At 66.1% G+C, this 21,929-nt stretch carries 22 protein-coding genes; 9 read left to right on the forward strand and 13 right to left on the reverse strand.

The annotated features are described in order from the left end of the window. Positions 1-112: 112 nt before the first annotated feature. Positions 113-367 (reverse strand): hypothetical protein, encoded by a 255-nt coding sequence (locus tag ACETK3_RS08270; protein ID WP_236799935.1) that lies wholly within the window; start codon positions 365-367, stop codon positions 113-115. A gap of 227 nt (positions 368-594) precedes the next feature. On the opposite strand from ACETK3_RS08270, the gene ACETK3_RS08275 reads away from it, so the two are divergent. Beyond that, complete coding sequence (locus ACETK3_RS08275) at positions 595-1,299, forward strand: TetR/AcrR family transcriptional regulator C-terminal domain-containing protein (RefSeq protein ID WP_236820660.1); 705 nt, start codon at positions 595-597, stop codon at positions 1,297-1,299. A 17-nt stretch (positions 1,300-1,316) separates the two neighbouring features. Here ACETK3_RS08275 and ACETK3_RS08280 read toward each other — a convergent pair whose 3' ends face one another. Then, a complete protein-coding gene (locus tag ACETK3_RS08280; RefSeq protein WP_236799933.1) occupies positions 1,317-1,781 on the reverse strand; it encodes a pyridoxamine 5'-phosphate oxidase family protein in 465 nt (154 codons plus the stop codon). A gap of 60 nt (positions 1,782-1,841) precedes the next feature. Further along, entirely contained in the window at positions 1,842-2,771 is a 930-nt protein-coding gene (locus ACETK3_RS08285; protein WP_373992729.1) for an aminodeoxychorismate lyase, read from the reverse strand. Between the two features lie 93 nt (positions 2,772-2,864). On the opposite strand from ACETK3_RS08285, the gene cls reads away from it, so the two are divergent. Continuing rightward, positions 2,865-4,340: a cardiolipin synthase gene (cls, locus tag ACETK3_RS08290; protein WP_373992730.1), complete on the forward strand. Its 1,476-nt coding sequence runs from the start codon at positions 2,865-2,867 to the stop codon at positions 4,338-4,340. Between the two features lie 18 nt (positions 4,341-4,358). Here the strand turns inward: cls and ACETK3_RS08295 are convergent, their stop codons facing one another. The 7 genes from ACETK3_RS08295 to ACETK3_RS08325 all read right to left on the reverse strand — a co-directional run bounded on the left by ACETK3_RS08295 (position 4,359) and on the right by ACETK3_RS08325 (position 11,213). Further along, positions 4,359-5,633 (reverse strand): multidrug effflux MFS transporter, encoded by a 1,275-nt coding sequence (locus ACETK3_RS08295; RefSeq protein WP_373992731.1) that lies wholly within the window; start codon positions 5,631-5,633, stop codon positions 4,359-4,361. 163 nt (positions 5,634-5,796) lie between these two features. Continuing rightward, the gene (gene pabB / locus ACETK3_RS08300; protein WP_373992732.1) at positions 5,797-7,863 is read right to left on the reverse strand and encodes an aminodeoxychorismate synthase component I; all 2,067 of its coding nucleotides are present in this window, start codon (positions 7,861-7,863) and stop codon (positions 5,797-5,799) included. A gap of 33 nt (positions 7,864-7,896) precedes the next feature. Beyond that, positions 7,897-8,448: a DUF2231 domain-containing protein gene (locus ACETK3_RS08305; protein ID WP_373992733.1), complete on the reverse strand. Its 552-nt coding sequence runs from the start codon at positions 8,446-8,448 to the stop codon at positions 7,897-7,899. A gap of 78 nt (positions 8,449-8,526) precedes the next feature. Continuing rightward, positions 8,527-9,060 (reverse strand): low molecular weight protein-tyrosine-phosphatase, encoded by a 534-nt coding sequence (locus ACETK3_RS08310; RefSeq protein WP_236799928.1) that lies wholly within the window; start codon positions 9,058-9,060, stop codon positions 8,527-8,529. A 134-nt stretch (positions 9,061-9,194) separates the two neighbouring features. Beyond that, positions 9,195-9,818, reverse strand: coding sequence for a LysE family transporter (locus ACETK3_RS08315; protein ID WP_236799927.1), 624 nt, complete (start codon positions 9,816-9,818; stop codon positions 9,195-9,197). 46 nt (positions 9,819-9,864) lie between these two features. Then, a complete protein-coding gene (locus tag ACETK3_RS08320) occupies positions 9,865-10,683 on the reverse strand; it encodes a methyltransferase domain-containing protein (RefSeq protein WP_237429095.1) in 819 nt (272 codons plus the stop codon). Between the two features lie 29 nt (positions 10,684-10,712). After that, positions 10,713-11,213 (reverse strand): MarR family winged helix-turn-helix transcriptional regulator, encoded by a 501-nt coding sequence (locus ACETK3_RS08325; RefSeq protein ID WP_236799925.1) that lies wholly within the window; start codon positions 11,211-11,213, stop codon positions 10,713-10,715. A gap of 204 nt (positions 11,214-11,417) precedes the next feature. On the opposite strand from ACETK3_RS08325, the gene ACETK3_RS08330 reads away from it, so the two are divergent. The 7 genes from ACETK3_RS08330 to ACETK3_RS08360 all read left to right on the forward strand — a co-directional run bounded on the left by ACETK3_RS08330 (position 11,418) and on the right by ACETK3_RS08360 (position 19,126). Next, entirely contained in the window at positions 11,418-13,619 is a 2,202-nt protein-coding gene (locus tag ACETK3_RS08330) for an efflux RND transporter permease subunit (RefSeq protein WP_373992734.1), read from the forward strand. 168 nt (positions 13,620-13,787) lie between these two features. After that, positions 13,788-14,228 carry a hypothetical protein gene (locus tag ACETK3_RS08335; RefSeq protein WP_373992735.1) on the forward strand — a complete coding sequence of 147 codons (441 nt, stop codon included), beginning with the start codon at positions 13,788-13,790 and terminating at the stop codon, positions 14,226-14,228. Positions 14,229-14,461: 233 nt separating this feature from the next. Further along, positions 14,462-16,339: a molecular chaperone DnaK gene (dnaK, locus tag ACETK3_RS08340; RefSeq protein WP_236799922.1), complete on the forward strand. Its 1,878-nt coding sequence runs from the start codon at positions 14,462-14,464 to the stop codon at positions 16,337-16,339. A 3-nt stretch (positions 16,340-16,342) separates the two neighbouring features. Further along, on the forward strand, positions 16,343-17,050 hold the full coding sequence (locus ACETK3_RS08345) for a nucleotide exchange factor GrpE (RefSeq protein ID WP_373992736.1): 708 nt from the start codon (positions 16,343-16,345) through the stop codon (positions 17,048-17,050). Positions 17,051-17,145: 95 nt separating this feature from the next. Next, positions 17,146-18,117 (forward strand): DnaJ C-terminal domain-containing protein, encoded by a 972-nt coding sequence (locus tag ACETK3_RS08350; RefSeq protein WP_373992737.1) that lies wholly within the window; start codon positions 17,146-17,148, stop codon positions 18,115-18,117. Between the two features lie 14 nt (positions 18,118-18,131). Beyond that, the gene (locus ACETK3_RS08355) at positions 18,132-18,557 is read left to right on the forward strand and encodes a heat shock protein transcriptional repressor HspR (protein ID WP_272910812.1); all 426 of its coding nucleotides are present in this window, start codon (positions 18,132-18,134) and stop codon (positions 18,555-18,557) included. Between the two features lie 182 nt (positions 18,558-18,739). Further along, entirely contained in the window at positions 18,740-19,126 is a 387-nt protein-coding gene (locus ACETK3_RS08360) for a hypothetical protein (protein WP_373992757.1), read from the forward strand. A gap of 123 nt (positions 19,127-19,249) precedes the next feature. On the opposite strand, the gene ACETK3_RS08365 is transcribed toward ACETK3_RS08360, so the two are convergent. The 3 genes from ACETK3_RS08365 to hpaD are packed head-to-tail and all read right to left on the reverse strand — an operon-like array spanning position 19,250 to position 21,929. After that, positions 19,250-20,071 carry an HpcH/HpaI aldolase/citrate lyase family protein gene (locus tag ACETK3_RS08365; RefSeq protein WP_373992738.1) on the reverse strand — a complete coding sequence of 274 codons (822 nt, stop codon included), beginning with the start codon at positions 20,069-20,071 and terminating at the stop codon, positions 19,250-19,252. Further along, entirely contained in the window at positions 20,056-20,841 is a 786-nt protein-coding gene (gene hpaH / locus ACETK3_RS08370) for a 2-oxo-hept-4-ene-1,7-dioate hydratase (RefSeq protein WP_373992739.1), read from the reverse strand. Before hpaH ends, ACETK3_RS08365 begins: the two co-directional genes overlap by 16 nt. Positions 20,842-20,843: 2 nt before the next feature. Next, complete coding sequence (gene hpaD, locus ACETK3_RS08375; protein ID WP_373992740.1) at positions 20,844-21,929, reverse strand: 3,4-dihydroxyphenylacetate 2,3-dioxygenase; 1,086 nt, start codon at positions 21,927-21,929, stop codon at positions 20,844-20,846.

Consider the following 21,929-nt stretch of genomic DNA (forward strand, 5'->3'; position numbering starts at 1 on the left):
CGCTCCTCAACCTTGGCCGCGGCTGCTTCAGGGCATGAAAAATGCCGTGGCACCGGAGTGCCACAGCATGTGTTCATGCGCCCAAGGGGTGCCCCAAGGCGGGCCGGGGAAGCTAGACAAGCCCCGGATAGCTGGTGAGGATGTAGTCGGCCGCAGCTGGACCCTTCATGCGGAGTCCGTTGTGCCCGGGGTTGATCCTGTGCTTCATGGCTGACCAAAAAGTGGATTCGCTGCCGAGCGGCTGCTGATTGATCACGCACCAGCTGGTGTACAGCCCGTAGAGGCGGTCGCGGTTCAGGCTGGAATCGGATACATGATCGGAATAGGTTGCTTCGTGGAGGAACAGATCGAACTGCGAGTTAGCCATGACGGCTCCCTTCGCTAAGTGCTCGGCGCTGCCGTGTGGCTACAACAGCAAACCGCGATCCCCTGCACGGGGGCGATCGGGGTATATAGTCCATCCCCGGCTGAGACTGAGGGGACGAACAGCGCTCTCACCGCTTGTCTACACTGTAGACTTTACCCGTAGACTACAAGTGAGGCAACCGTCTTGAATAACTCCGGGACCACCGCCGGCGGGGCGAGGACCAATCCATGACTTCCACTGCAGCTTCCGGGCCTCGCTCGCCCAAAACCCGGCTGAGCCGGGACGTTGTGCTAACCAAGGCCCTGGAACTCGTTGACGCCGAAGGCCTGGAGGCCCTGACCATGCGCCGGCTGGGGCAAGAGCTCGGCAGGGACCCCATGAGTCTTTACCGGTACGCGGAAAACCGGGCAGCCCTGCTGGACGGAGTCTCGGAACTGGTGCTCAACCAGCTCAGAATCCATCCCGAGGACCCGGACTGGAAGGCCCAGCTGCGGAGAATCGCCCACAACCTGCGGACGCTGGCGCTTCAGCATCCCAACGTAGTGCCCCTGCTGGTAACGCGGCCCCTGTCCACGCCGCTGGGACTACGGCCCCTGGGTACGCTGCGGCCGCTCGAGCAGATCCTGTCCCTGCTGGTGGCCGCGGGGTTCCAGCCGGCGGATGCGCTGCACGTCTACCGCGCCTACTACGGCTTTCTCTACGGACACATCCTCAACGAACTGCAGGAATACGTCGTTGACCCGGAAGAAAACGAGGTGCTGCTGCGGCTGGGGCTCCACCGCCTGCCCGCCAAGGAGTTTCCCAGGCTGCGTGCCCTGGCTCCGGCGCTTGCAGAATACGACGGCGGCGCGGAGCTTGAGCAAGGACTCACCATCCTGCTTTCCGGGCTGGAAGCACAGCTTTCCGGAAAGGGCCCAACTTCCCACGCCTGACAAGGCGCCGCCGGCCGCTACTCGAACGAAGCGCGGCGCCGGTCCTGCAGCCGGGTGTTCCAGACATCCGGCCGGTTCACCTGGAACCTGCGGCCCGTCAACGCTTTGGCGTTCAGCCTGACATAGTTGGCCTTCTCTCCGGGCTGCCACGGCTCCAGGCCAAGTCCGTCCACTGCATCCCGGACGGCCTGGTCCTCGATGATTTCTGTGTCGCCCCGAACCACTACGCTCCAGGCCTGTTCCGTCGAGGGGTCGTAGCCGTCAATTTCCAGCGCCGCCGGCCGCTCCATCCTGGCGCCCCAGAGTTTTGAGCCCGGAGCGGTGCGGAAGACGATGCTGCGCAGGTGCACAACGTAGTTCACGGGGAAGATTTCCGGATGCCCGTCCACCACGATGGCCAGCCTGCCCACCGTGTCATTCTCAAGCAGTTCCCAGCAGTCGTCGAAGGACAGGTTTTCGATCGGCAGGTTTCGCGAGTCCATGGTCCACACCTTACGGGTGATGCGGGTGCGGGAAAAGGGATTAAGCGCCTGTTGCAGGGCCTAGTGGATGCCGGCGAAAAGTCCGCTCAACTCGGCGGTCAGCTCCTTCTGGACGGACGGGCTGCCGATCTGCTTGCCGTCGATCGTGTTCACAGGGGCAAGAAGGCGGACGCTCGAGATCAGCCAGACCGCATCCGCGTCCAGGAGGTCCTGCGGCTCCAGCGGGCCGTAACCCAGCTCCCAGCCTGCCGCCTTGGCGGCAGCGAAAAGCGCGCCCTGGGAGGTTCCCGGGAGGATGCCGCTGTCCAGCTGGGGTGTGATGAGGCGCTTCACCGGCGTGCCGTCGTCGGACTTTCCCACATGCGCCAGCAGCACCGTGGACGTGGGGCCTTCCAGGACGCGGCCGTCGGAGGACAGGAAGATGACGTCGTCCGCGCCCTGCTTATGCGCGTAGCGGAGCGCGGCCATATTGACGGCGTAGGAAAGCGTCTTGGCGCCCAGAAGCAGCCAGGGCGCCCGTTCGGCCACGTCACTGTCGTAGCCGCGGTCAAGGAGGATGACGTCAATACCTGTTTCACGCTGCCGGCGGCCGGTAGCCCCCGCGGGCGATGCCTGCACCCAGGCTGTAGGAGCGGGGGCACCCTCCACGCCGCGGGTCACCACAAGCTTGACCACCAGTTCATCGGCAGCAGGATCGGCGGGTGGGTTCTCTGACCGGTGCCGCGCCACGGCAGCGGCAATGGCGCGGCGCCACGCATCCTGGTCCGGGATGTCCAGGTCCAGTGCCGCGGCGGAGCCTGCCATCCGGTCCAGGTGGGCCTGCATTTTCCGCACTGACCCGCCCACCGCCAGCATGGTTTCGAAGACGCCGTCGCCCCTGGTAACCCCAAGATCCGTGACCAGCAGCTGGGGTTTGGACGCATCGGCCGCCCTGCCGTCAGGAAATGCGGGATCGAGGAAAAGGAGAACCACTGGGGCTGGAGAGGTCATGGCACCAGCTTAGTGCGGCACCGCGGATAAGCTGGGCAGAGTGCCCCGGCCGGAAGCCGTCCTCCGGAGCCCAATCTCCCGGGAGTTATAGACGTGTTGTGGCCTTTTTCGCTTGCCGGCACCGCGCCGACGTGGGTGGTGGTGCTTCTGGGCTTTGTAGACCTGGTCATCCGGGTCCTGGCCCTGGGCATCATTCCCGGCAACAGACGCCCCACCACGGCCATGGCCTGGCTGCTGGGGATTTTCTTCATTCCCTTCGTGGGCATCCTCCTGTTCCTGCTGTTCGGCAATTTCCAGCTCTCCAGCCGGCGCCGCGCGCAGCAGCAGCTGGTCAACGAGCGGGTGCGGGCCGGCATCACGTCGCTCTCCGACGTCGAAAGCGACTACCCCGGCCCCGAGTGGGTCAAGTCCGCTGCTGAGCTGAACCGCACGCTGGGTTCGCTGCCCATGGTGGACGGCAACACCGTGGACCTCATCCCCGGCTACCCGGACTCCATCCTGGAGATGACTAAGGCGGTGCGGAAGGCGAAGAAGTTCGTCAATGCCGAGTTCTACATCATGAGCTCGGACCACGTCACCAACGATCTCCTCACCGCCTTGGAGGAAGCCGCCGAGCGCGGCGTCGAAGTCCGTCTCCTCTTCGACCACATTGGCACGCTGCGTATCAAGGGCTACAAGAAGCTGCTGAAGCGCCTCAAAGCGGGCAAGATCCAGTGGAAGCGGATGCTGCCGCTCCTGCCCATCCACGGCCAGTGGCGCCGCCCGGACCTCCGCAACCACCGCAAGATCATGGTGGTGGACGGCGAAATCGCGTTCACTGGGTCACAGAACCTGATCGAGCCCTCCTACAACAACCCCCGCCACCGCAAGGCGGGCCGCGAATGGGTGGAGCTGATGGCGTGCCTGCGCGGACCGATCGTCACCACCCTGAACGTCGTGTTCGCCACCGACTGGCTGAGCGAAACCGACGATTCGCTGGAACACCAGCTGCAGCTTCCCTCCGACCCCCATCCCGGTGGCATCACTGCCCAGGTGGTGCCCAGCGGCCCCGGGTTCATCACCGAGAACAACCTGCGCCTGTTCAATACCCTGATCTACTCGGCGCAGCACCGGATATCCATCTGCAGCCCCTACTTCGTTCCGGACGATTCCCTGCTGTACGCCATCACCACGGCGGCCCAGCGCGGCGTTGACGTGGAGCTGTTCGTGTCCGAGAAGGGCGACCAGTTCCTGGTCCACCACGCCCAGCGGTCCTACTATGAGGCCCTCCTGGAAGCCGGCGTGCGCATCTACCTGTACAAGGCCCCGTTCGTGCTGCACGCAAAGCACTTCACCATCGACGACGAGGTGGCCGTCCTGGGCTCCAGCAACATGGACATGCGGTCCTTCTCGCTGAACCTTGAGGTGTCCGTGATGCTCCTGGGCGAGGACATCGTGAACAAAATGCGGGCGGTGGAGGACACCTACCGGGACATCTCCCACGAGCTTAAGCTTGCGGACTGGGTCAAGCGGCCGCTCGCGGCGCGGTATGTGGACAACGTGGCCCGGCTGACGGCCACCGTCCAGTAAAGGCGCTGTGCTGTAAAGCTAGTCGTCGGCACTGACGCGCTCGCCGTCGTCGAGCCCTGCGTTTTCTGCCCAGCCGCCCTTCCGGAACGCGGGAGTTCCCACGGCAAGCACCGCGACCGCCAGGGCGCAGCTGCCGATCATGACAATGACCATCGACAGCGAATTTCCGCCCAGGACCCCCACCAGGGGGCTGACCAGTCCGGCCACCCCGGACTGCAGGGCGCCAATCACCGCTGCCGCCGTTCCCGCCATGTGGCCGTAATTGTGCAGGGCAAGGACGGAGGCGTTCGCCGGGACCATGCCCTGCATCGACAGCACCAGCCAGAGTCCGGCTATCACCCCGAACGCTCCGCCGGCGCCGGTGGCCACCACCAGGAGCAGCAGCAGGGCCAGGACCAGCTGGACCACGAGCGCGGTGCGCAGGAGGCGGACCGGCGGGAATTTGCGGACCAGAGCGGCGTTGAGCTGGGCCGAGAGGACAAGCGCGGCGCCGTTGAGGGCGAAGACGAGGGCGAACTGTTGGGCGGTGAGGCCGTATTCGTTCTGGAAGACGAAGGGCGATCCCACCACGTAGCTCATGATCAGGGCCAGCCCCAGACCGGGAATGACAGCCAGCGCCATGAAATGCCTGTCCCGCAGCAATGCCCAGTACGCCTTGGCCACATGCTTGGGGTGGCCGGGGCTGCGCCGGTTCTCCGGCAGCGTCTCCGGCATGAACTTCAGGACGATTGCCACCAGGACCACCCCGATGAGCGCCAGCGCGTAGAAGACGGCACGCCAGTTCCAGATCCCGGCGATCGCCTGTCCCACGGTGGGCGCGAGGAGCGGTGCCACGCCGATGACAAGCATCAGCCGGGACAGCAGCCGGGCGGCGGCCGAGCCAACGAACCGGTCGCGGATCACGGCGAGTGCCACCACGGCGGCGGCCGCGTTGAAGAAGCCCTGCAGCACGCGCAGCCCTGTCAGTGTTTCGATGTTCGGCGTGATGGAGCACAGCAGCGAGATGGCCACGTGCAGGGAAATGCCAATGATAAGCGGCAGCCTTCGCCCGAACCGGTCCGAGAACGGGCCGATCACAAGCTGGCCAAAGCCTGCCCCGACGAGGGTCCCGGACAATGTCAGCTGGGCCGCGGTCTGGGTGGTGTGCAGATCGGCTTCCACTGCGGGCAGCGAGGGCAGGTACATGTCCGTGGTGAGGGCCGGAAGCGCGGCCAGGGCGCCAAGCATGAGGACGTATTTGAAGCTGCGCGGTGCATGCTTCCTGCTGGTGTGGGGATGGGAGGAGTCCGTCACGCGGCAAACCTAACTCGTGGAAGCGCCTTTGGAGTCCGCCGCCTGGCTTGAGCGGTTCAGCTGACGCTCTGAGGCCCTACCCCCTGCACCGTTCTCCTAAACGGGCGTCCGCAGTGTGGATGCAGCGTGGATGCCGATGGCAGGAGCCGGGCCATGCCCGCCCTTAGTCTTCCGGAAAGACTGCGCCCAGCGTGGAGAGGACGCCATAGGCCTTGGTGCGGATCTCCTCGTACTCCTCGTCGGCAACGGAGTCCGAGGTGATGGCGCCCCCGACGCCGAGTGACAGTTCCACAGTCCCGTCCCCTGCCGTGTTGAGCACCAGCGTCCGGATGGCGACGGCGAGATCGGCCGCCCCGTTGAGCGAAAAGTAGCCGATGGCACCGGAATAGAGCCCCCGCGGCCCCGCCTCCAACCGGTCCAGGATGGCCATGGTGCTGATCTTGGGTGCTCCGGTCATGGAGCCTGCCGGGAAACATGCCGCCACCGCCTCTGCCCGCGGCGCCCCCGGGAGGAGCTGCGCATCGATGGTGCTGACCATCTGGTGGACTGTTGCATAGCTTTCGATCGCGCAAAGCCGGCTGACCGTAACGGATCCCGGTTCTGCGAAGTGGCTGAGGTCGTTGCGCAGCAGGTCCACGATCATGATGTTTTCGGCCCGGTCCTTGAGGGACGTGGCCAGGTCCGTGCGCAGCATGCTGTCCTCCGCCGGGTCGGCAGCCCGGCGCCGGGTGCCCTTGATTGGCTCGGCGCGCATGCCGCCGTCGGAGGCTATCTTCAGGAACCGCTCGGGGGACGTGCTGGCCACGGCAACGTCTCCCAGCCGCAGGTAGCTGGCAAACGGTGCCGGATTCCTGCGGCGCAGCGCCAGGTAGGTGGCCCACGGGTCCAGCGAGCCGGCCGGGGTCCGGGCTTCGAGCGTGGTGGTCAGGCACACCTCGTAGGTGTTTCCCTCGGCGATTTCGTGCTGGGCGGCGGCGATCTTTTCCCGGTACCTGGCGCCGGTGTCCCGGCTTCGGAAGACGGGCGGTGGGGAAGGTACGACGCCGGTGCTGCCGCCGGCGTCCGCGGTTGCGCTTGCGGCGGCTTCCACGGCCGCGCGCGCCCGGGCCAGCCATTCCCCGGCGTCCGGTGCCTCCAGCGCCAGCAGCCAGGCGGCGCCTTCGGCGTGGTCCAGGACCACCGCCCGGCCGGCAAAAATCAAGGCAGCATCCGGGGTGGGCGCGGAAACGTCACTGCCCCCGGTTTCGCGCTTCAGCTCATAGCCCAGGCAGCCCAGCCAGCCCAGGGTGAACTCGCCGGGATACCCGTCCGGGGTGCGCACGGCCCGCCGGCCCCAGACGGTATCCAGCCAGCGGAAGAATGGACCCGGGACCCGTGCCGTGCAGGAGCCGGCGCTGATCCGGCTGACGCCTGAACGGTACGTGACGGACTGTCCAAACATGCCGCCGTCGTCCGCCATGACGCTGAACCGGCTCCGCTCAGCGGCTGTCCGCGCCGCCGCGCCTGCCGCGCCGGGCGAGCTGCCCGCATTCGAGGAATCCAGCCATACAGCGTTGGCCGCTGCGCCGTACAGCGACTGGAACAGCGCCGGTGCGTCCGGCACGGCATCCAGCCGCTCGGCGCGGAGCCGCAGGCCCCGGCGGGCGGACAACTCGGGCGCGAGGACCGGTGCCAGGGCGGGCAGGTAGGGGAGGAGCTGCAGCACGTCCGACGGGGCTGATCCGTCAGCGAGGTTCTGGACGCGAAGGTCCGCCTGGCCGGGCACGTCGTCCCGTCCCAGCCATTCTTCTTCCTGGGCAGCCCACCGGTCCCAATACGGCTCAAAAGTTGCGCCGTCCCGGCCCAGCGCCCGGGTCCGGCGGGTGTCGTCCGGTGACTCGGCCCAGATCACCGCGTCGATCATGGGGCGGGCGGCCTCCGCGGCGGCCCCTACGCCCTCGATGATGACGATCTCTGCGGGCAGCGTCACCCGGGCGTCGCCGTCGTAATGGTTCTCCCAGTCCCAGCTGGTCCAGGAGGCTGCCTCGCCGCGGCTCAGCGGCGTGAGGACGGTGGTGACATAGCGTTCGATTCCGGCGGCCAGCCCGTCCCAGCCCGGGTAGATGTCCTCCAGGTGAAACAGTGAGACCTTGTGGTGGGCGCGGAGCCGCGCCGCAAGTTCGACGGCGAGGGTGGTCTTCCCTGCGCCGGAGCGCCCGTCGACGGCGATGATGACGGGGGCTGGGCTCATGGACTAGAGCGTACCGTTTTCCATCGACCCGTTTTATCCATGAACTACGCCCTGCCGCGAGGCATGCCGCCCGCTGCTGAGGTGCCCGCCCAGGAACCCGCTCACCAGCAGCAGGACTGCCCCCATCCGCGCCAGCCGTACCCCCGCCCGGTGGTTGCCGCGGGATCGCGCCCGCCAGGAGGCGACGTAGACGGCCGTGGCCGCGGCATTGGCGGCAGCGTGCACAACGCCTACGCGCTTCAGTGGGCGGTCCTTGCCTGACCAGGTTGCCCAGCCGGACAGGGCGGTGGGGACGGCGGCCACAACCCCAAGGGCCACCAGTCGCTGGGAGGAGCGGCGTGAGGCCTCGTCATCGAAAAGGTCCAGGAACACCGCGGACCACCAGGCGCCGAACGGGCCGTCAGTGAGGATGGTGTGCAGGGGAATGCCGGTGGTGTCGCCGCGGACGATGGTGCGGACTTTGCGCTGCGCCATCAGCCGGGCCGCCAGTGGTTCTGCTGCCGTGACGGCAGCGTCCAAACGTTTGGCCTCCTCCAAAGCGCCAAGGAGACGGGTGTACCTGCCAGGGTTGGATGCGGCGTGCATGCAGCACAAAATACTCCTGGCGCTGCCGGATTGCACCGGCTTTCTTCCGCTGGAAGATTTTCCTGCGCTTGGAGGCTCCTAGTGCGGTTGAAGCTGGGTGTTCTGCAGGACGGCGGCCTTGATGTGCTGGACAAGGCCCGGGAGGGCGGCGTGAATCTGATGCCACACGGCGTCGAAATCCGCGTGCCCGCCGTACCAGGGATCCTCGATGCCCTGGTCCAGCAGGTCACGGTCCGCCATGGCGGGATCAAAACTGCGGAGCATCCGGATCTTGTCCAGCGATTCCTGGTCCGGTGCGGCTTCAGTCAGCCACGCGTAGTGGTCAATGTCCAGGGCCAGGATCAGGTCGCGCTCGCGGAACCAGTCCGGCTCCCACTCCCGCGCAACGTGATGCTCTGATGCCAGCTGTGTGGCGGCGAGCCGGCGGGCTGCCCGGGGATCGATGGGCCGGCCGGCCTCGTAACCGGTGGTGCCGGCCGAGTCCACCTCCACCAGTCCGTCGAGGCCCTCGCGTTCCAAGGCTGCCCCGAGCATGAGCTCGGCCATGGGGGACCGGCAGATGTTGCCCGTGCAGACGGTGATGACGCGGTATGCGCTCGACGTTGAGTTCATGGGACTAAGCATGCGCGCTGCCGAACCCTCTTGGCTACCCGGCTGTTCACATTGTTTTACAAGCTTGTAAAGATGCATTACTTGGCCCGAAATGGGTACGTGCCATCCCCGTGCCGAAGCGGGAAGGGCCCCTGTCAGTGGATCAGGGCCAGCAGGATTCCCACGCCAACGAACAGGACGCCGAAGACCCTGCTGAGCACCAGTTGGCCCTGCTCGGTGCTGGTAAACCGCTGGAACGAACGCGCGGCCGCCGCAAAAAAGAACCACATCACCAGGATGTCGATGGCCACGATGGTGGCTGTCAGAATGGCGTACTGGGTGAACAGGGGCTGGTCCGGCCGGATGAACTGCGGCGTGAACGCAAGGAAAAAGACGATCGCCTTGGGGTTCAACAGGTTGACCCAAAAGCCCCGCCGGAAGATGGACCAGGTGGGCTCGTTGCGGAGGACCGCCGCCTGCTCCTGCGCGGCCGCGGGCTTGCTGAGGAACTGGCGGATGCCCAGGTACACCAGGTAGGCGGCCCCCGCATAGCGGATCACGTTGAAGGCGATGGGGGAGCTCGCCACCAGCACCCCAACGCCCAGGGCCACGATCAGGACGTGCACTATGAGGGCCGCCTGCTGGCCCAGGATTCCCCATATGGAGCGGCGGAACCCGGCGTTGAGCGAGTTGCTCATGGTGTTGATGGCCCCGGCCCCCGGGGTGAAGCTGATCAGGACGCCGGCACCCGCCAGGGCCAGCCACAGGGAAAATTGCACTAAACAATATTACGTGGGGTGCGGGTGTTCACGGCGAGCGGCGGAACTACGCCCGGGCGATGACCTCGCCGTTGGGGATCAGGAACCAGCCGTCGTCCGTAGATCCCCAGCGGTGCCAGCCGGCCGAGATCCGCGCCAAATCCGCGGGCTCGGCGTACCCGTACTCCAGCGCCTGCTCGGCGAAGGCAGAATGGAGCACCCGCTCACCCCAGACGCGTGCCTGCCAGCGGCGCTGCTGTGCGGTCGCGTAAAGCCAGTTGCTGCTGGTGGGGGCAACATCGGTGAAGCCCGCGGACTGGGCCCAGCTGACCAGCCGCCGCCCGGCGTCGGGCTCTGCTCCGTTGCGGCGGGCGATCCGCTGGTACAGGTCCATCCACTCGTCCAGTTCAGGGATTTCGGGGTACCAGCTCATGCCGTGGAAGTCGGCGTCCCGTACCGCCACGATGCCGCCCGGCTTGGCCACGCGCCGCATCTCCCGCAGGGCCTCCACGGGATCGGTCAGGTGCTGGAGTACCTGGTGGGCATGGACGACGTCGAAGCTTTCGTCGGGAAAGTCGAGGTCATAGATGTTGCCCGCCACGAATTCCACATTGGGCACTTCCCGTTCGACGGCGAGCGCCTGAGCCTGGGCGACGATGTCCGGTGAACGGTCCAACCCGGTGACCTTTCCGGGTTTGACCAGGGCGGCGAAGTCGCAGGTGATGGTGCCCGGTCCGCAGCCGACGTCCAGCAGGGTCGACCCGGGCGTGAGGTAGGGGAGGACGAAGGCCGCGGAATTTTCGGCGGTCCTGGCGGCATGGGCGCGGACCACCGATTCGTGGTGGCCGTGCGTGTAAACGTCGTCTTCGGGCTGCTGCGCACTCATGATCAAACGCTACCCCTCCATCGGTCCTGCTATTCGGATTCCGTCCTTGCCGCCACGGTTGCGTCAATCATTGCCGTCATGAAGCGCGTGACAGTGTCCAGCTCCTCCTCCGAGAAGCCGGCGATGGCGCTGCCCATGTGCTGCGCCAGCGGAGCGAAGATGGCACCCCCCTCCCGGAATGCCTTCGGTGTCATCTTGAGCTGGACCTGACGCCGGTCCGTGCTGTGGCGTTCCCGGACCACATGCCCGGATTGGTCCAGCCGGTCGATCAGTGCGGTAGTGGCGGGTGAACTCAGGTTCAGTTCCTTCCGCAGCAGGCCGGGCGTCACCACGTTGCCCCTGGCGGTATGGCGCATGATCACGGCGAGGGCGTTCATGTCCGTGCGGTGCATGTCCTTGCGGTCCCCGGCGGCATCCACGTAGCGGTTCGCCTCGATGGTGAACTCCTGCAGGATCCGCAGCAGCGGGTGCCCGAACTCCGGGCCCGCCTGCTCGAAAGGGGAAGCATCCGGAGCCTTGTTCTCCGCCATCTCCACCTCCCAGCTTTCATTCCTGCGCCGAGTTTTGCCCAGGCGTCCTGACGGATATTACTCCAGGCCCCATGGAGCCACCTGCACCCGCCGGGTCAGCAGTTCCGGCGGAATGAAAAAAGCTTGACTGGCACTTATCTCTGTCATGGAGATAATCTATGCTGGAACAAATACTACTCCTCCTGCTCACCCTTGGAAGGCATCATGAAACGCACAAAAGTTGGCAGGGAACGTGTCCCGTTCTGGCTGCGCTGGCTGGTCCCGGTTGTCCTGGTGCTGACCTGGCTGGGCCTCGCGGGCGTGGGCGGCCCAACCTTCGGCCGCCTGGAGGAGGTTTCGTCCAACGACCAGGCCTCCTTCCTGCCCGCCAGCGCCGAGGCCACGGAGGCCCAGGATTGGCAGGCGAAGTTCCGCGACTCCGACGAAGTCCCCGGCATCATCGTCATCGAGAAGAGCGAGGCATTCACGCCCCCGCAGCTGGGCGAACTTGCCACCCTGAAGGCCGACCTTGAGAACCTCAAGCTGGGCAGCACCGTCATCGGCCCAATTCCCTCCAAGGACGCCAAGGCTGTGCAGTTCGTTGTGCCCATCGGATCGTCGGCCGAGCTCAAGGGCGCCGTCAAGGAACTCCGCGACACGGTCAAGGAGGCAGCGCCCGAAGGTGCCCAGACCTTCGTGACCGGTCCGGCCGGACTTGCGGCGGACCTTACCGCTGCGTTCGGCGGAATCGACGGCATCCTGCTGCTCGTGGCCCTGTCCGCCGTGTTCGTGATCCTCCTGATCGTCTATCGGTCCCTGCTGCTGCCCATCATGGTGCTGCTGACCTCGGTGTTCGCCCTGTGCGCTGCCATCCTGCTGGTGTTCGGCATGGCCAAGGCCGGCTGGATCCAGCTCAACGGCCAAAGCCAGGGCATCCTCTCCATCCTCGTGATCGGCGCGGCCACGGACTACGCCCTGCTCTTCGTAGCCCGCTTCCGCGAGGCCCTCACCCACACCACCAACCGCACCGCCGCCGTCCTGACCGCCTGGAAAGCGTCCTTCGAGCCGATCGTGGCCTCCGGCGCCACCGTGATCATCGCGCTGCTGTGCCTGCTCTTTTCCGACTTGAACTCCAACAAGGCACTGGGGCCGGTTGCCGCGGCAGGCATCCTGTGCGCCCTGTTCGCCGCGCTGACCCTGCTGCCCGCCCTGATGGCTCTGCTTGGCAGGGCCGCGTTCTGGCCCTTCCGTCCCAAGCTCCTGCCGGCAGACCAGCGCGAGCCTGAGCTGGTCACCGGGCTCGAAGGCCAGAAGGGCCTGTGGCGCGCCACCGGTTCGCTGGTGTCGCGCCGCCCCAGGACGGTTTGGGTGGCCTCAGTCCTCCTGCTGCTGGTCGCCGCAGGCGGCCTGTTCCAGCTGAAGGCCAACGGCGTGCCGCAGACGGATGTCATCCTCACCGCCTCCAATGCCGTCGACGGCCAAGACGCACTGGCCCGGCACTTCGACGCCGGCAGCGGCAGCCCCGCCGTCGTGGTGGCCGACCAGGACAAGGCAGCAGAGGTGCTGGCCAAGGTGAAAGCGGACGACGGCGTGGGCGAGGCGTACCTGCTCGGCCCGGGCAGTGTGCCCATCACCGGAGCCCCCGGCACTCCCAGCGCCCCGGACGTACGGGACGGAAAGGTGCTGATCAATGCCACGCTGAACAATGCCGCGGACTCGCTGGAGGCGGAGGAAACCATCAAGGCCCTCCGCACCGAGGTGAAGGCCGTTGATCCCGGCGCCCTGGTTGGCGGCGTAACCGCAACGGCGCTGGACACCAACACCACTGCCCAGCACGACCTGGTGGTCATCATCCCCGTGGTGCTGGTGGTGATCCTCTTCATCCTGATGCTGCTGCTGCGCTCCGTCGTGGCCCCGGTCCTGCTGGTGCTCTCCGTGGTGCTGTCCTACGCAGCCGCGCTGGGAGTCTCGGCCTTCGTATTCAACAACCTCTTCGGCTTCCCCGGCGCCGACGCCACCGTTCCGTTGTTCGGTTTCGTGTTCCTGGTGGCCCTGGGCGTGGACTACAACATCTTCCTGATGAGCCGGGTCCGGGAGGAATCGCTCAAGCATGGCACCCGCCCCGGCATCCTCCGCGGCCTCGGCGTGACCGGCGGCGTGATCACCTCCGCAGGCGTGGTGCTGGCCGCCACCTTTGCGGCATTGGGTGTCATTCCGATCATGTTCCTGGTGCAGTTGGCCTTCATCGTGGCCTTCGGCGTCCTGCTGGACACCGTGCTGGTGCGCTCGCTGCTGGTCCCGGCACTGGCCTACGACATCGGCCCTCGAATCTGGTGGCCCAGCAAGCTGGGGCGGACCGACGGCGGAAACCCCGTGCAGCCGCGGGAGCCCGGCGTCGAGCCCCTGGAAGAGGTTCCCACCCGCTAGTCCCTGCCTTTCCCGCCCTAACCCTGTTGCCGCCACCATTCCACGGTGGCGGCAACAGCCGTTTCCAGTGGGCGATGCGGGCCGCCGGAACCCTGTTGGTGCGCCCGCCCCGTCGGTAGACTGCCAATGCGCCCGCACGGACGCGGAGCCTCGAAGGAGAGATGCACCATGACTGAGAACCCGGAATTTGCAGCCGAGGAACCCCGCAGCGGCAGCAGCGCACCTGGACTGGAAGGGGAAGGTGGGCAGTACGTGGATGGCGATTACGGCGACGCCGGAGCCGTGGACAGGCCGGCGGAGGGCGCGGATGAGGGCCAGTACCTGGAGGGCGATTACGGGGACGCCGGGCCTGCCGGCACCCGCGCGGAAAATGCGGGGGAAGACGGGCAATACGAAGACGGCGACTATGGCGACGCGGGTGCCCTCAATGAGCCGGAGCGGGGTACGCCGGAGGGCGAGTATGAGGAAGGCAATTACGGTGATGCCGGGACGGCCGGTGATGCCCGCACCGAGAAAGTCATCCGGGAAGGGCTGACCGGCGGCGGCCAGATGCAGGCGACAACGGAGGAACGCGGACCCCTCCACGGAGACCGCGGCACGGAGCGCTAAGCAGCCCGGCGGCGCCGTTCTCGCAGAGCGAACTGCCCTGCCGCCGTCGTACTTCTTTCTTTGGATGCCGGAAACACAAGGAATTTTGCGGCCTTAAGCCTGGACACATTTCAAAGTTGAGCGGGGTCCGCTCAACTTTGGATTGACATCGGTGGCGCCCTGAGTAGAGTTGAGTGCAGAACGCTCAACGCTTAGGGCGCCAACCAGTTTCCAAGGAAAGAAGGAAGCAACACATGTCACGTGCAGTAGGTATCGACCTCGGAACCACCAACTCCGTCGTCTCCGTTCTCGAAGGTGGCGAGCCCACCGTTATTGCCAACGCCGAGGGTGGCCGCACCACGCCGTCGGTCGTTGCATTCTCCAAGTCCGGCGAGGTCCTGGTTGGCGAGATCGCCAAGCGCCAGGCCGTCAACAACATCGAGCGCACCATCGCTTCGGTCAAGCGCCACATGGGCACCGACTGGACCGTGGCCATCGACGACAAGAAGTACACCCCGCAGGAAATCTCCGCGCGTATCCTCATGAAGCTGAAGAACGACGCCGAGTCCTACCTGGGTGAAAAGGTCACCGACGCCGTCATCACCGTTCCGGCCTACTTCAACGACGCCGAGCGCCAGGCCACCAAGGAAGCCGGCGAAATCGCCGGCCTGAACGTCCTGCGCATCGTCAACGAGCCCACCGCCGCAGCACTCGCCTACGGCCTGGACAAAGGCAAGGAAGACGAACTCATCCTGGTCTTCGACCTCGGTGGCGGTACCTTCGACGTCTCCCTGCTGGAAGTCGGCAAGGACGAAGACAACTTCTCCACCATCCAGGTTCGTGCCACCGCCGGTGACAACCGCCTGGGCGGCGACGACTGGGACCAGCGCGTCGTTGATTACCTGCTGAACCAGCTCAAGGTCAAGGGCATCGACCTCTCCAAGGACAAGATCGCCCTGCAGCGCCTCCGCGAAGCCGCCGAGCAGGCCAAGAAGGAACTGTCCTCCTCGTCCAGCACCAACGTCTCGCTCCAGTACCTCTCCGTCACCCCCGACGGCCCGGTCCACCTGGATGAGCAGCTGACCCGCGCCAAGTTCCAGGACCTCACCAAGGATCTGCTCGAGCGCACCAAGAAGCCGTTCCACGATGTCATCAAGGAAGCGGGCATCAAGCTCTCCGACATCAACCACATCGTGCTGGTCGGTGGCTCAACCCGTATGCCCGCCGTCTCCGAGCTGGTGAAGGAACTGGCCGGCGGCAAGGAGCCCAACAAGGGCGTCAACCCGGACGAGGTCGTGGCAGTCGGCGCAGCCCTGCAGGCAGGTGTGCTGAAGGGTGAGCGCAAGGACGTCCTCCTGATCGACGTCACCCCGCTGTCCCTCGGCATCGAAACCAAGGGCGGCGTGATGACGCACCTGATCGAGCGCAACACCGCCATCCCCACCAAGCGGTCCGAGACCTTCACCACCGCCGACGACAACCAGCCGTCGGTGGCCATCCAGGTCTTCCAGGGCGAGCGTGAATTCACCCGCGACAACAAGCCGCTGGGCACGTTTGAACTGACCGGCATCGCCCCGGCACCGCGTGGTGTTCCGCAGGTTGAGGTCACCTTCGACATCGACGCCAACGGCATCGTCCACGTCTCCGCGAAGGACAAGGGCACCGGCAAGGAACAGTCCATGACCATCACCGGTGGCTCCAGCCTTTCCAAGGAAGACATCGAGCGCATGGTCCGTGACGCCGAGGAGCACGCAGCCGAGGACAAGGCCCGCCGCGAGGCAACCGACACCCGTAACACCGCCGAGCAGCTGGCCTACTCCGTGGACAAGCTGATCGCCGACAACGCGGACAAGCTGCCCGAAGAGGTCAAGACCGAGGTCCAGGGCGACGTTGACAGCCTCAAGAAGGCCCTCGAAGGCACCGACGACGCCGCTGTGAAGTCTGCGTTTGAGAAGCTTCAGGCTTCCCAGACCAAGCTCGGCGAAGCGATCTACGCCCAGGCCGGTTCCCCGGACGGCGCAGGGGCTGCAGGCGCTGCAGGTGCTGAAGGTGCCGCCGGAGCTTCGGCAGGTTCCTCCGACGAGGACATCGTCGACGCCGAGATCATCGACGAAGACGAAGCGAAGAAGTAACCCATGCCGCACCACGGTAACGAGGAAGAGCACAACGCATCCGCCGGCCAGGAGCGCGGTCAGAACGGCGAACCGGTCATCCGGGACAACCGCAAGGTTGACCCGGTGACCGGGCAGGCCCGGCACCCCGAGGGCGGTCACGCTGAAGGCGGAAACACTGCCCCCGGGGCCGGTTCCCAGGCCGGAGCAGATTCCGACGGCGACGCACTGGCCCAGGCCGAGGAGATTCTCAACGGCGTGGACGTGCCGGCCGAGGAATCCGTGGCCCAGGGGGCACCGGCAGGATCAACCGGCAACGCCGAGGCAGCCGAACTGCGCAACGACCTGCTCCGCCTCCAGGCTGAGTACGTCAACTACCGCAAGCGCGTTGAACGCGACCGCGCCGTGGCAGGGGAGATGGCCGTTATCGGCGTCCTGAACTCCCTGCTCCCGGTCCTGGACGACGTCGACGCCGCCCGGCAGCACGGCGACCTCACCGACGGACCCTTCGCCGCGATCGCCAACAAACTGGAGAACGCGCTGAAGACGTACGGCCTGGTCCGCATCAACGAGACCGGCGTGGAGTTCGATCCCACGATCCACGAGGCCCTGATCCAGCAGCCCGGCGAGGACATCGAGGTTGACACCGTCAGCCAGGTGCTCCGCTCAGGCTACAAATCAGGAGACCGCGTCCTCCGCGCAGCCCAGGTCATCGTCGCTGTACCTGCGTAGCATTACTCCAACGAGATGGCAGTTCGCAGCAATGATTCGTAAGAACACTGATGTGAACTGCCATCTCGGCACGTACTTTTTGAAAGGAAACGCCATTGGCTAGCCAGGATTGGGTGGACAAGGACTTTTACAAGATCCTTGGTGTTGCCAAGGACGCTTCCGACGCCGACATCAAGAAGGCCTACCGGAAGCTTGCGCGGCAGCACCACCCTGATACGAATGCGGGGAACGCTGCTTCCGAGAAGAAGTTCAAGGACATCTCCGAGGCTTATTCGGTGCTTTCGGATCCCGATGAGCGCCAGCAGTATGACGCCATCCGGGCCATGGGCAGCGGGGCGCGGTTTGCTCCCGGCGGTGCCGCCGGTGGCAACGGCGGGTTCGAGGACATGTTCGGCGGCCTGTTCACCGGCAACACCGGACGCCATGCGGGCGGGTTCAATCCTTCCGCCGGTGGCATCCCTCCCGAGTTCGCGGATCTTTTTGGCGGCTTCGGCGGTGCCCCCGGGTTCCAGCGCACGCCGCAGAAGGGCGCTGACCGGACCGCTTCCACCAGCATTTCCTTTGCCGGTTCCATCCGCGGCACCACTATCGGCCTGCGCGAGCCCAGCGGCGAAGTCATCGATGTCCGCGTTCCTGCCGGCATCAAGGACGGCCAGAAGGTCCGCGTGCGCGGCAAGGGCCAGCCGGGTGCTGCCGGCAACGGCGACCTGGTGGTGTCCGTCTCCGTCCAGCCCCACGCTTTTTACACGCGCGACGGCGACAACCTCCGCATCCACGTCCCGGTCACCTTCCCGGAGGCTGCCCTGGGCGCCGACATCGAAGTGCCTACCGTCGACGGCGACAAGGTGAAGGTCCGCGTCCCGGCGGGCACGCCGTCGGGACGCACCCTGCGGGTGAAGGGCAAAGGCGTGAAGACCTCCAAGGGCACCGGCGACCTTCTGGTGACCATCGACGTCGCAGTTCCCAAGAATCTCAACAAGGACGCCGAAGCTGCGGTCAAGGCGTTCGCCGAGGCAACGTCGTCGGCGGACGTCCGCGAGGGCCTGGCAGCCAAGGCCCGGCTTTAGGGCGGAGGTGAGCCGTGGACATCAGTGCTGACCAGCCGATCTTCGTGATCTCCGTGGCGGCCGAGCTGGCGGACATGCATCCGCAGACCCTGCGGCAGTACGACCGGCTGGGCATCGTCAAGCCCAGCCGCGCCCCCGGGAAATCGCGGCGCTATTCGCAGCGTGACGTGAACATGCTGCGGGAAGTGCAGCGGCTGTCCCAGGAAGGCGTATCGCTCGAGGGCATCAAGCGCATCCTGGAACTCGAAAACCAGGTCGCGGCCCTCCAGAGCCGCATCACCGAGCTCACCGAGGAACTGGGCCGCCGGCCCCGTGCGGTGGACTCGCGGATCTTTGCTGCCGGCGCAGCCGGTGACGTGGTGAGCCTGGCACGCGGACAACGGCCCCGGCCCAGGTCGCAGGCTGTCATGCTGTGGCGGCCCCGGGCCATTGGGCAGTAGGTACTGCATTCCGCTGCCTGCCGAAAATAGAGTACCTACTACTCGTGACCGGACAGCCCCCTGAAACTTGAATGGAACCATCGCCGGATCAGCGGCGGTGGTTCCATAAGTTCTGGGGGTTTTTCCGTGTTTAGAGTTCTCAGCAAAGGTCTCATCCGCAAGGCCCGGCCATGAGTCCGGGGATGGAATCGGTGGCCGCGTTCAGCCACTCCCTGCCTGGGCAGATCCTGCTGGCCATCGGGCAGACTGTCGTTGTGGTCTGCGTCTGCTTCGACATGGTCCGCGAGCTTTCCGTCCCGAGGTCGCACCGGCGCTACGTGGCCAGCACGGTGTTCCGGACCCTGGCCATCCCGTCCATCATGGCCAATGCCATGACCGTCTTCATTGCCCTGGTGGTTTCCTCCTGGATGGATGTGGTGATGGGCATGTTCGTGCTGGTGGCCATCGTCTTCCGCTTCCACCACAACCAGGACGAGGACAACTGGTGGAAGGGCAAGGGCAAGAAACTGGCCCGCTGGGCCCGCCGGCAGTTCGCCGGCCGGACGTCAGCCGCCCCGGCCGTGGGCTAGCAACGAAGGCCCCTGTGCCGCACTGGCCCATCTTTTGGAGATAACCCACGACGGGAGCCCGGGTTTCCGGGTTTCCCGCGTCGAAAACTGGGCCAGTCCGGCAGCGGGCTCAACCACCGGGGCTTAGTAGCTGGGCCGGGTTTCGCCGTCGGTTGGCTTTACGAACTTCGCCGCGAGGGCCTCGGAGCCGCGGGCCAGGAGGGCGACGTCGGCGCCGACCAGGATGAAATCGGCGCCGTGGTCGAGGTAATGCTGCGCGGTGTCCGGGTTGAAGGCGTTCACGCCCGCGGGTTTTCCCGCGGCTGTGGCGGCTGTGAGGCAGTGTTCGACGGCGGCGCGCACCTCTGAGTGTTCCTGCTGTCCCAGCAGGCCCATGGAGGCGGCCAGGTCGGACGGCCCGACGAAGACGGCGTCCACACCGTCGACCTTGAGGATGTCCTCCACTGACTCGACAGCCGCAACGGACTCGATCTGGACCGTCACGCTGATGGTCTCGTTGGCGCGGGCCAGGTAGTCCGGGACCCGGTTCCAGCGGGCGGCGCGGGCCAGCGCGGATCCGACTCCGCGGACGCCCTGCTGCGGGTAGCGGGTGGCGGCCACGGCGGCCTCGGCCTCGGCCACCGAGTTGACCATGGGGATCAGCAGGTTCTGCACGCCCAGGTCCAGGTACTGCTTGATCACCACGGTGTCGTTGACCGGCGGCCGGACCAGGGTATGCACAGGGTAGCCGTGGATGGCCTGGAGCTGGGCGAGGATGGATTCGAGTCCGTTGGGGCTGTGTTCGGCATCGATCAGCAGCCAGTCCAGTCCGGATCCGGCGCAAAGTTCAGCGATGAGCGGACTGCCGGAGCAGACCCACATGCCGGCCAGCGGCCGGCCTGCTTCACCCTTGTGCTTTTCCGCTGCCAGCGCGGACCGGAAGGTGTCCTCTATTCGAAACGGCATGTCACGCTCCCCAGCGGTCCGTAGTCGGCATGCACGGTATCACCCTTGTACACCCACATGGGACGGGTGAAGGAACCGGCGAGGATGATGTCCCCGGCCTTCAACGCGTCACCGTGGGCGGCGATCTTGTTGGCCAGCCAATGGACCCCGTTGGCGGGGTGGTCCAAGACTCCGGCAGCAACCCCGGTCTCCTCCACGGTCTGGTTCTTGTAGAGGATGGCCGAGACCCAGCGCAGGTCCACGGCGTCCGGCTTCACCGGGTTGCCGCCGATCACCATGGCGCCCATGGCCGCGTTGTCCGAGATGGTGTCCACGATGGTCCGGCCCTCCATTTCGATCCGGGAGTCCAGGATCTCGAGGGCCGGAACCACGTAGTCGGTGGCCTTCAGGACATCGAAAATGGTCACGCCCGGGCCCTTGAGCCCGTCCTTCAACACGAACGCCAGCTCCACCTCCACCCGCGGATGCGTGTACTGGTCCCACTGGACCGAGCATCCGGTGTCCAGCACCATGTCATCGAAGATGGCGCCGTAGTCAGGTTCCGTGATGCCGGTGGCGGCCTGCATGGCCCTGGACGTGAGGCCGATCTTGCGCCCCACCAGGGTCCTGCCGGCGTCCTCGTTCCGGCGCCGCCACAGCTGCTGCACCGCGTAGGAGTCCTCCACCGTCATGCCAGGGTAGCGGGCGGTCAGGCGGGCAACAGGGGTGCGGGTCCGGCCGGCTTCCACCAGCTCGTCCGCGATGGCCTCAATCGTCTTCGGCTCCAACATGGCTAGACCTGGACTCCCAGCTTGAAGCCGGTCCGGTCGCCTTCGGGCGAGCCTTCCTTGCGGGTGTAGGAGAAGCCGTCGGCCCCCACGGTCACCGCCATCTCGGACTTTTCCTCGCGGACGATGACCGGCTGCGGGTTGCCGTCCAGGTCCAGGACGAGGGAGGCCTCGGTGTACCAGGACGGGACGACGGGGTTGCCCCACCAATCGCGGCGCTGGTTGTCGTGGACGTCCCAGGTGATGGTGGGGTTGTCCGGGTCGCCGGTGTAGTAGTCCTGGGTGTAGATCTCGATGCGGTGGCCGTCCGGATCCAGGATGTAGAGGTAGAACGCGTTGGACACGCCGTGCCGGCCGGGGCCGCGTTCGATCCGGTCGCTGATGCGCAGGGCGCCCATCTTGTCGCAGATCTGGATGATGTTGTGCTTCTCATGGGTGGCGAACGCGACGTGGTGCATGCGCGGGCCGTTGCCGCCGGTCAGGGCCGTGTCGTGGACCGTCTGCTTGCGGTGCATCCAGGCGGCATAGGTGACGCCGTCGGAATCCTTGATGTCCTCGGAGACGCGGAAGCCGAGGTCCTCCAGGTACGCCCGGCCGCGCGGGACGTCGGGGGTGACCTGGTTGAAGTGGTCCAGGCGGACCAGTTCACCGGCCGAGTAGAGGTCGTAGCGCTGGGTGAGGCGTTCGACGTGTTCCACTTCGTAGAAGAACTCGTAGGGGAAGCCCAGCGGGTCCTCGACGCGCACGGAGTCGCCGATGCCCTTGGTGAAGCCGTCCTTGCGGCGCTCCACGCGGCAGCCGAGCTCCTTGTAGTAGGCCTCGGCGGCGTCCACCTCGGCGGGGGACTTCACCCGGTAGGCGAAGGCGGCGACGGCGGCGACCGGTCCCTTGCGCAGGACCAGGTTGTGGTGGATGAACTCCTCCAGGGAGCGCAGGTAGATGGCGTTCTCGTCCTCTTCGGTGACGTGCAGGCCCAGGACGTCCACGTAGAACTCGCGGGACCTGGCGAGGTCCGTGACCACGATTTCCATGTAGGCGCAGCGCACGATGTCCGGTGCCGGGACGGTGGGGGTGGGAACGAAGTCGGTCAT

The sequence above is a fragment of the Arthrobacter sp. E44 genome, from assembly GCF_041877125.1.
Classification (GTDB): domain Bacteria; phylum Actinomycetota; class Actinomycetes; order Actinomycetales; family Micrococcaceae; genus Arthrobacter.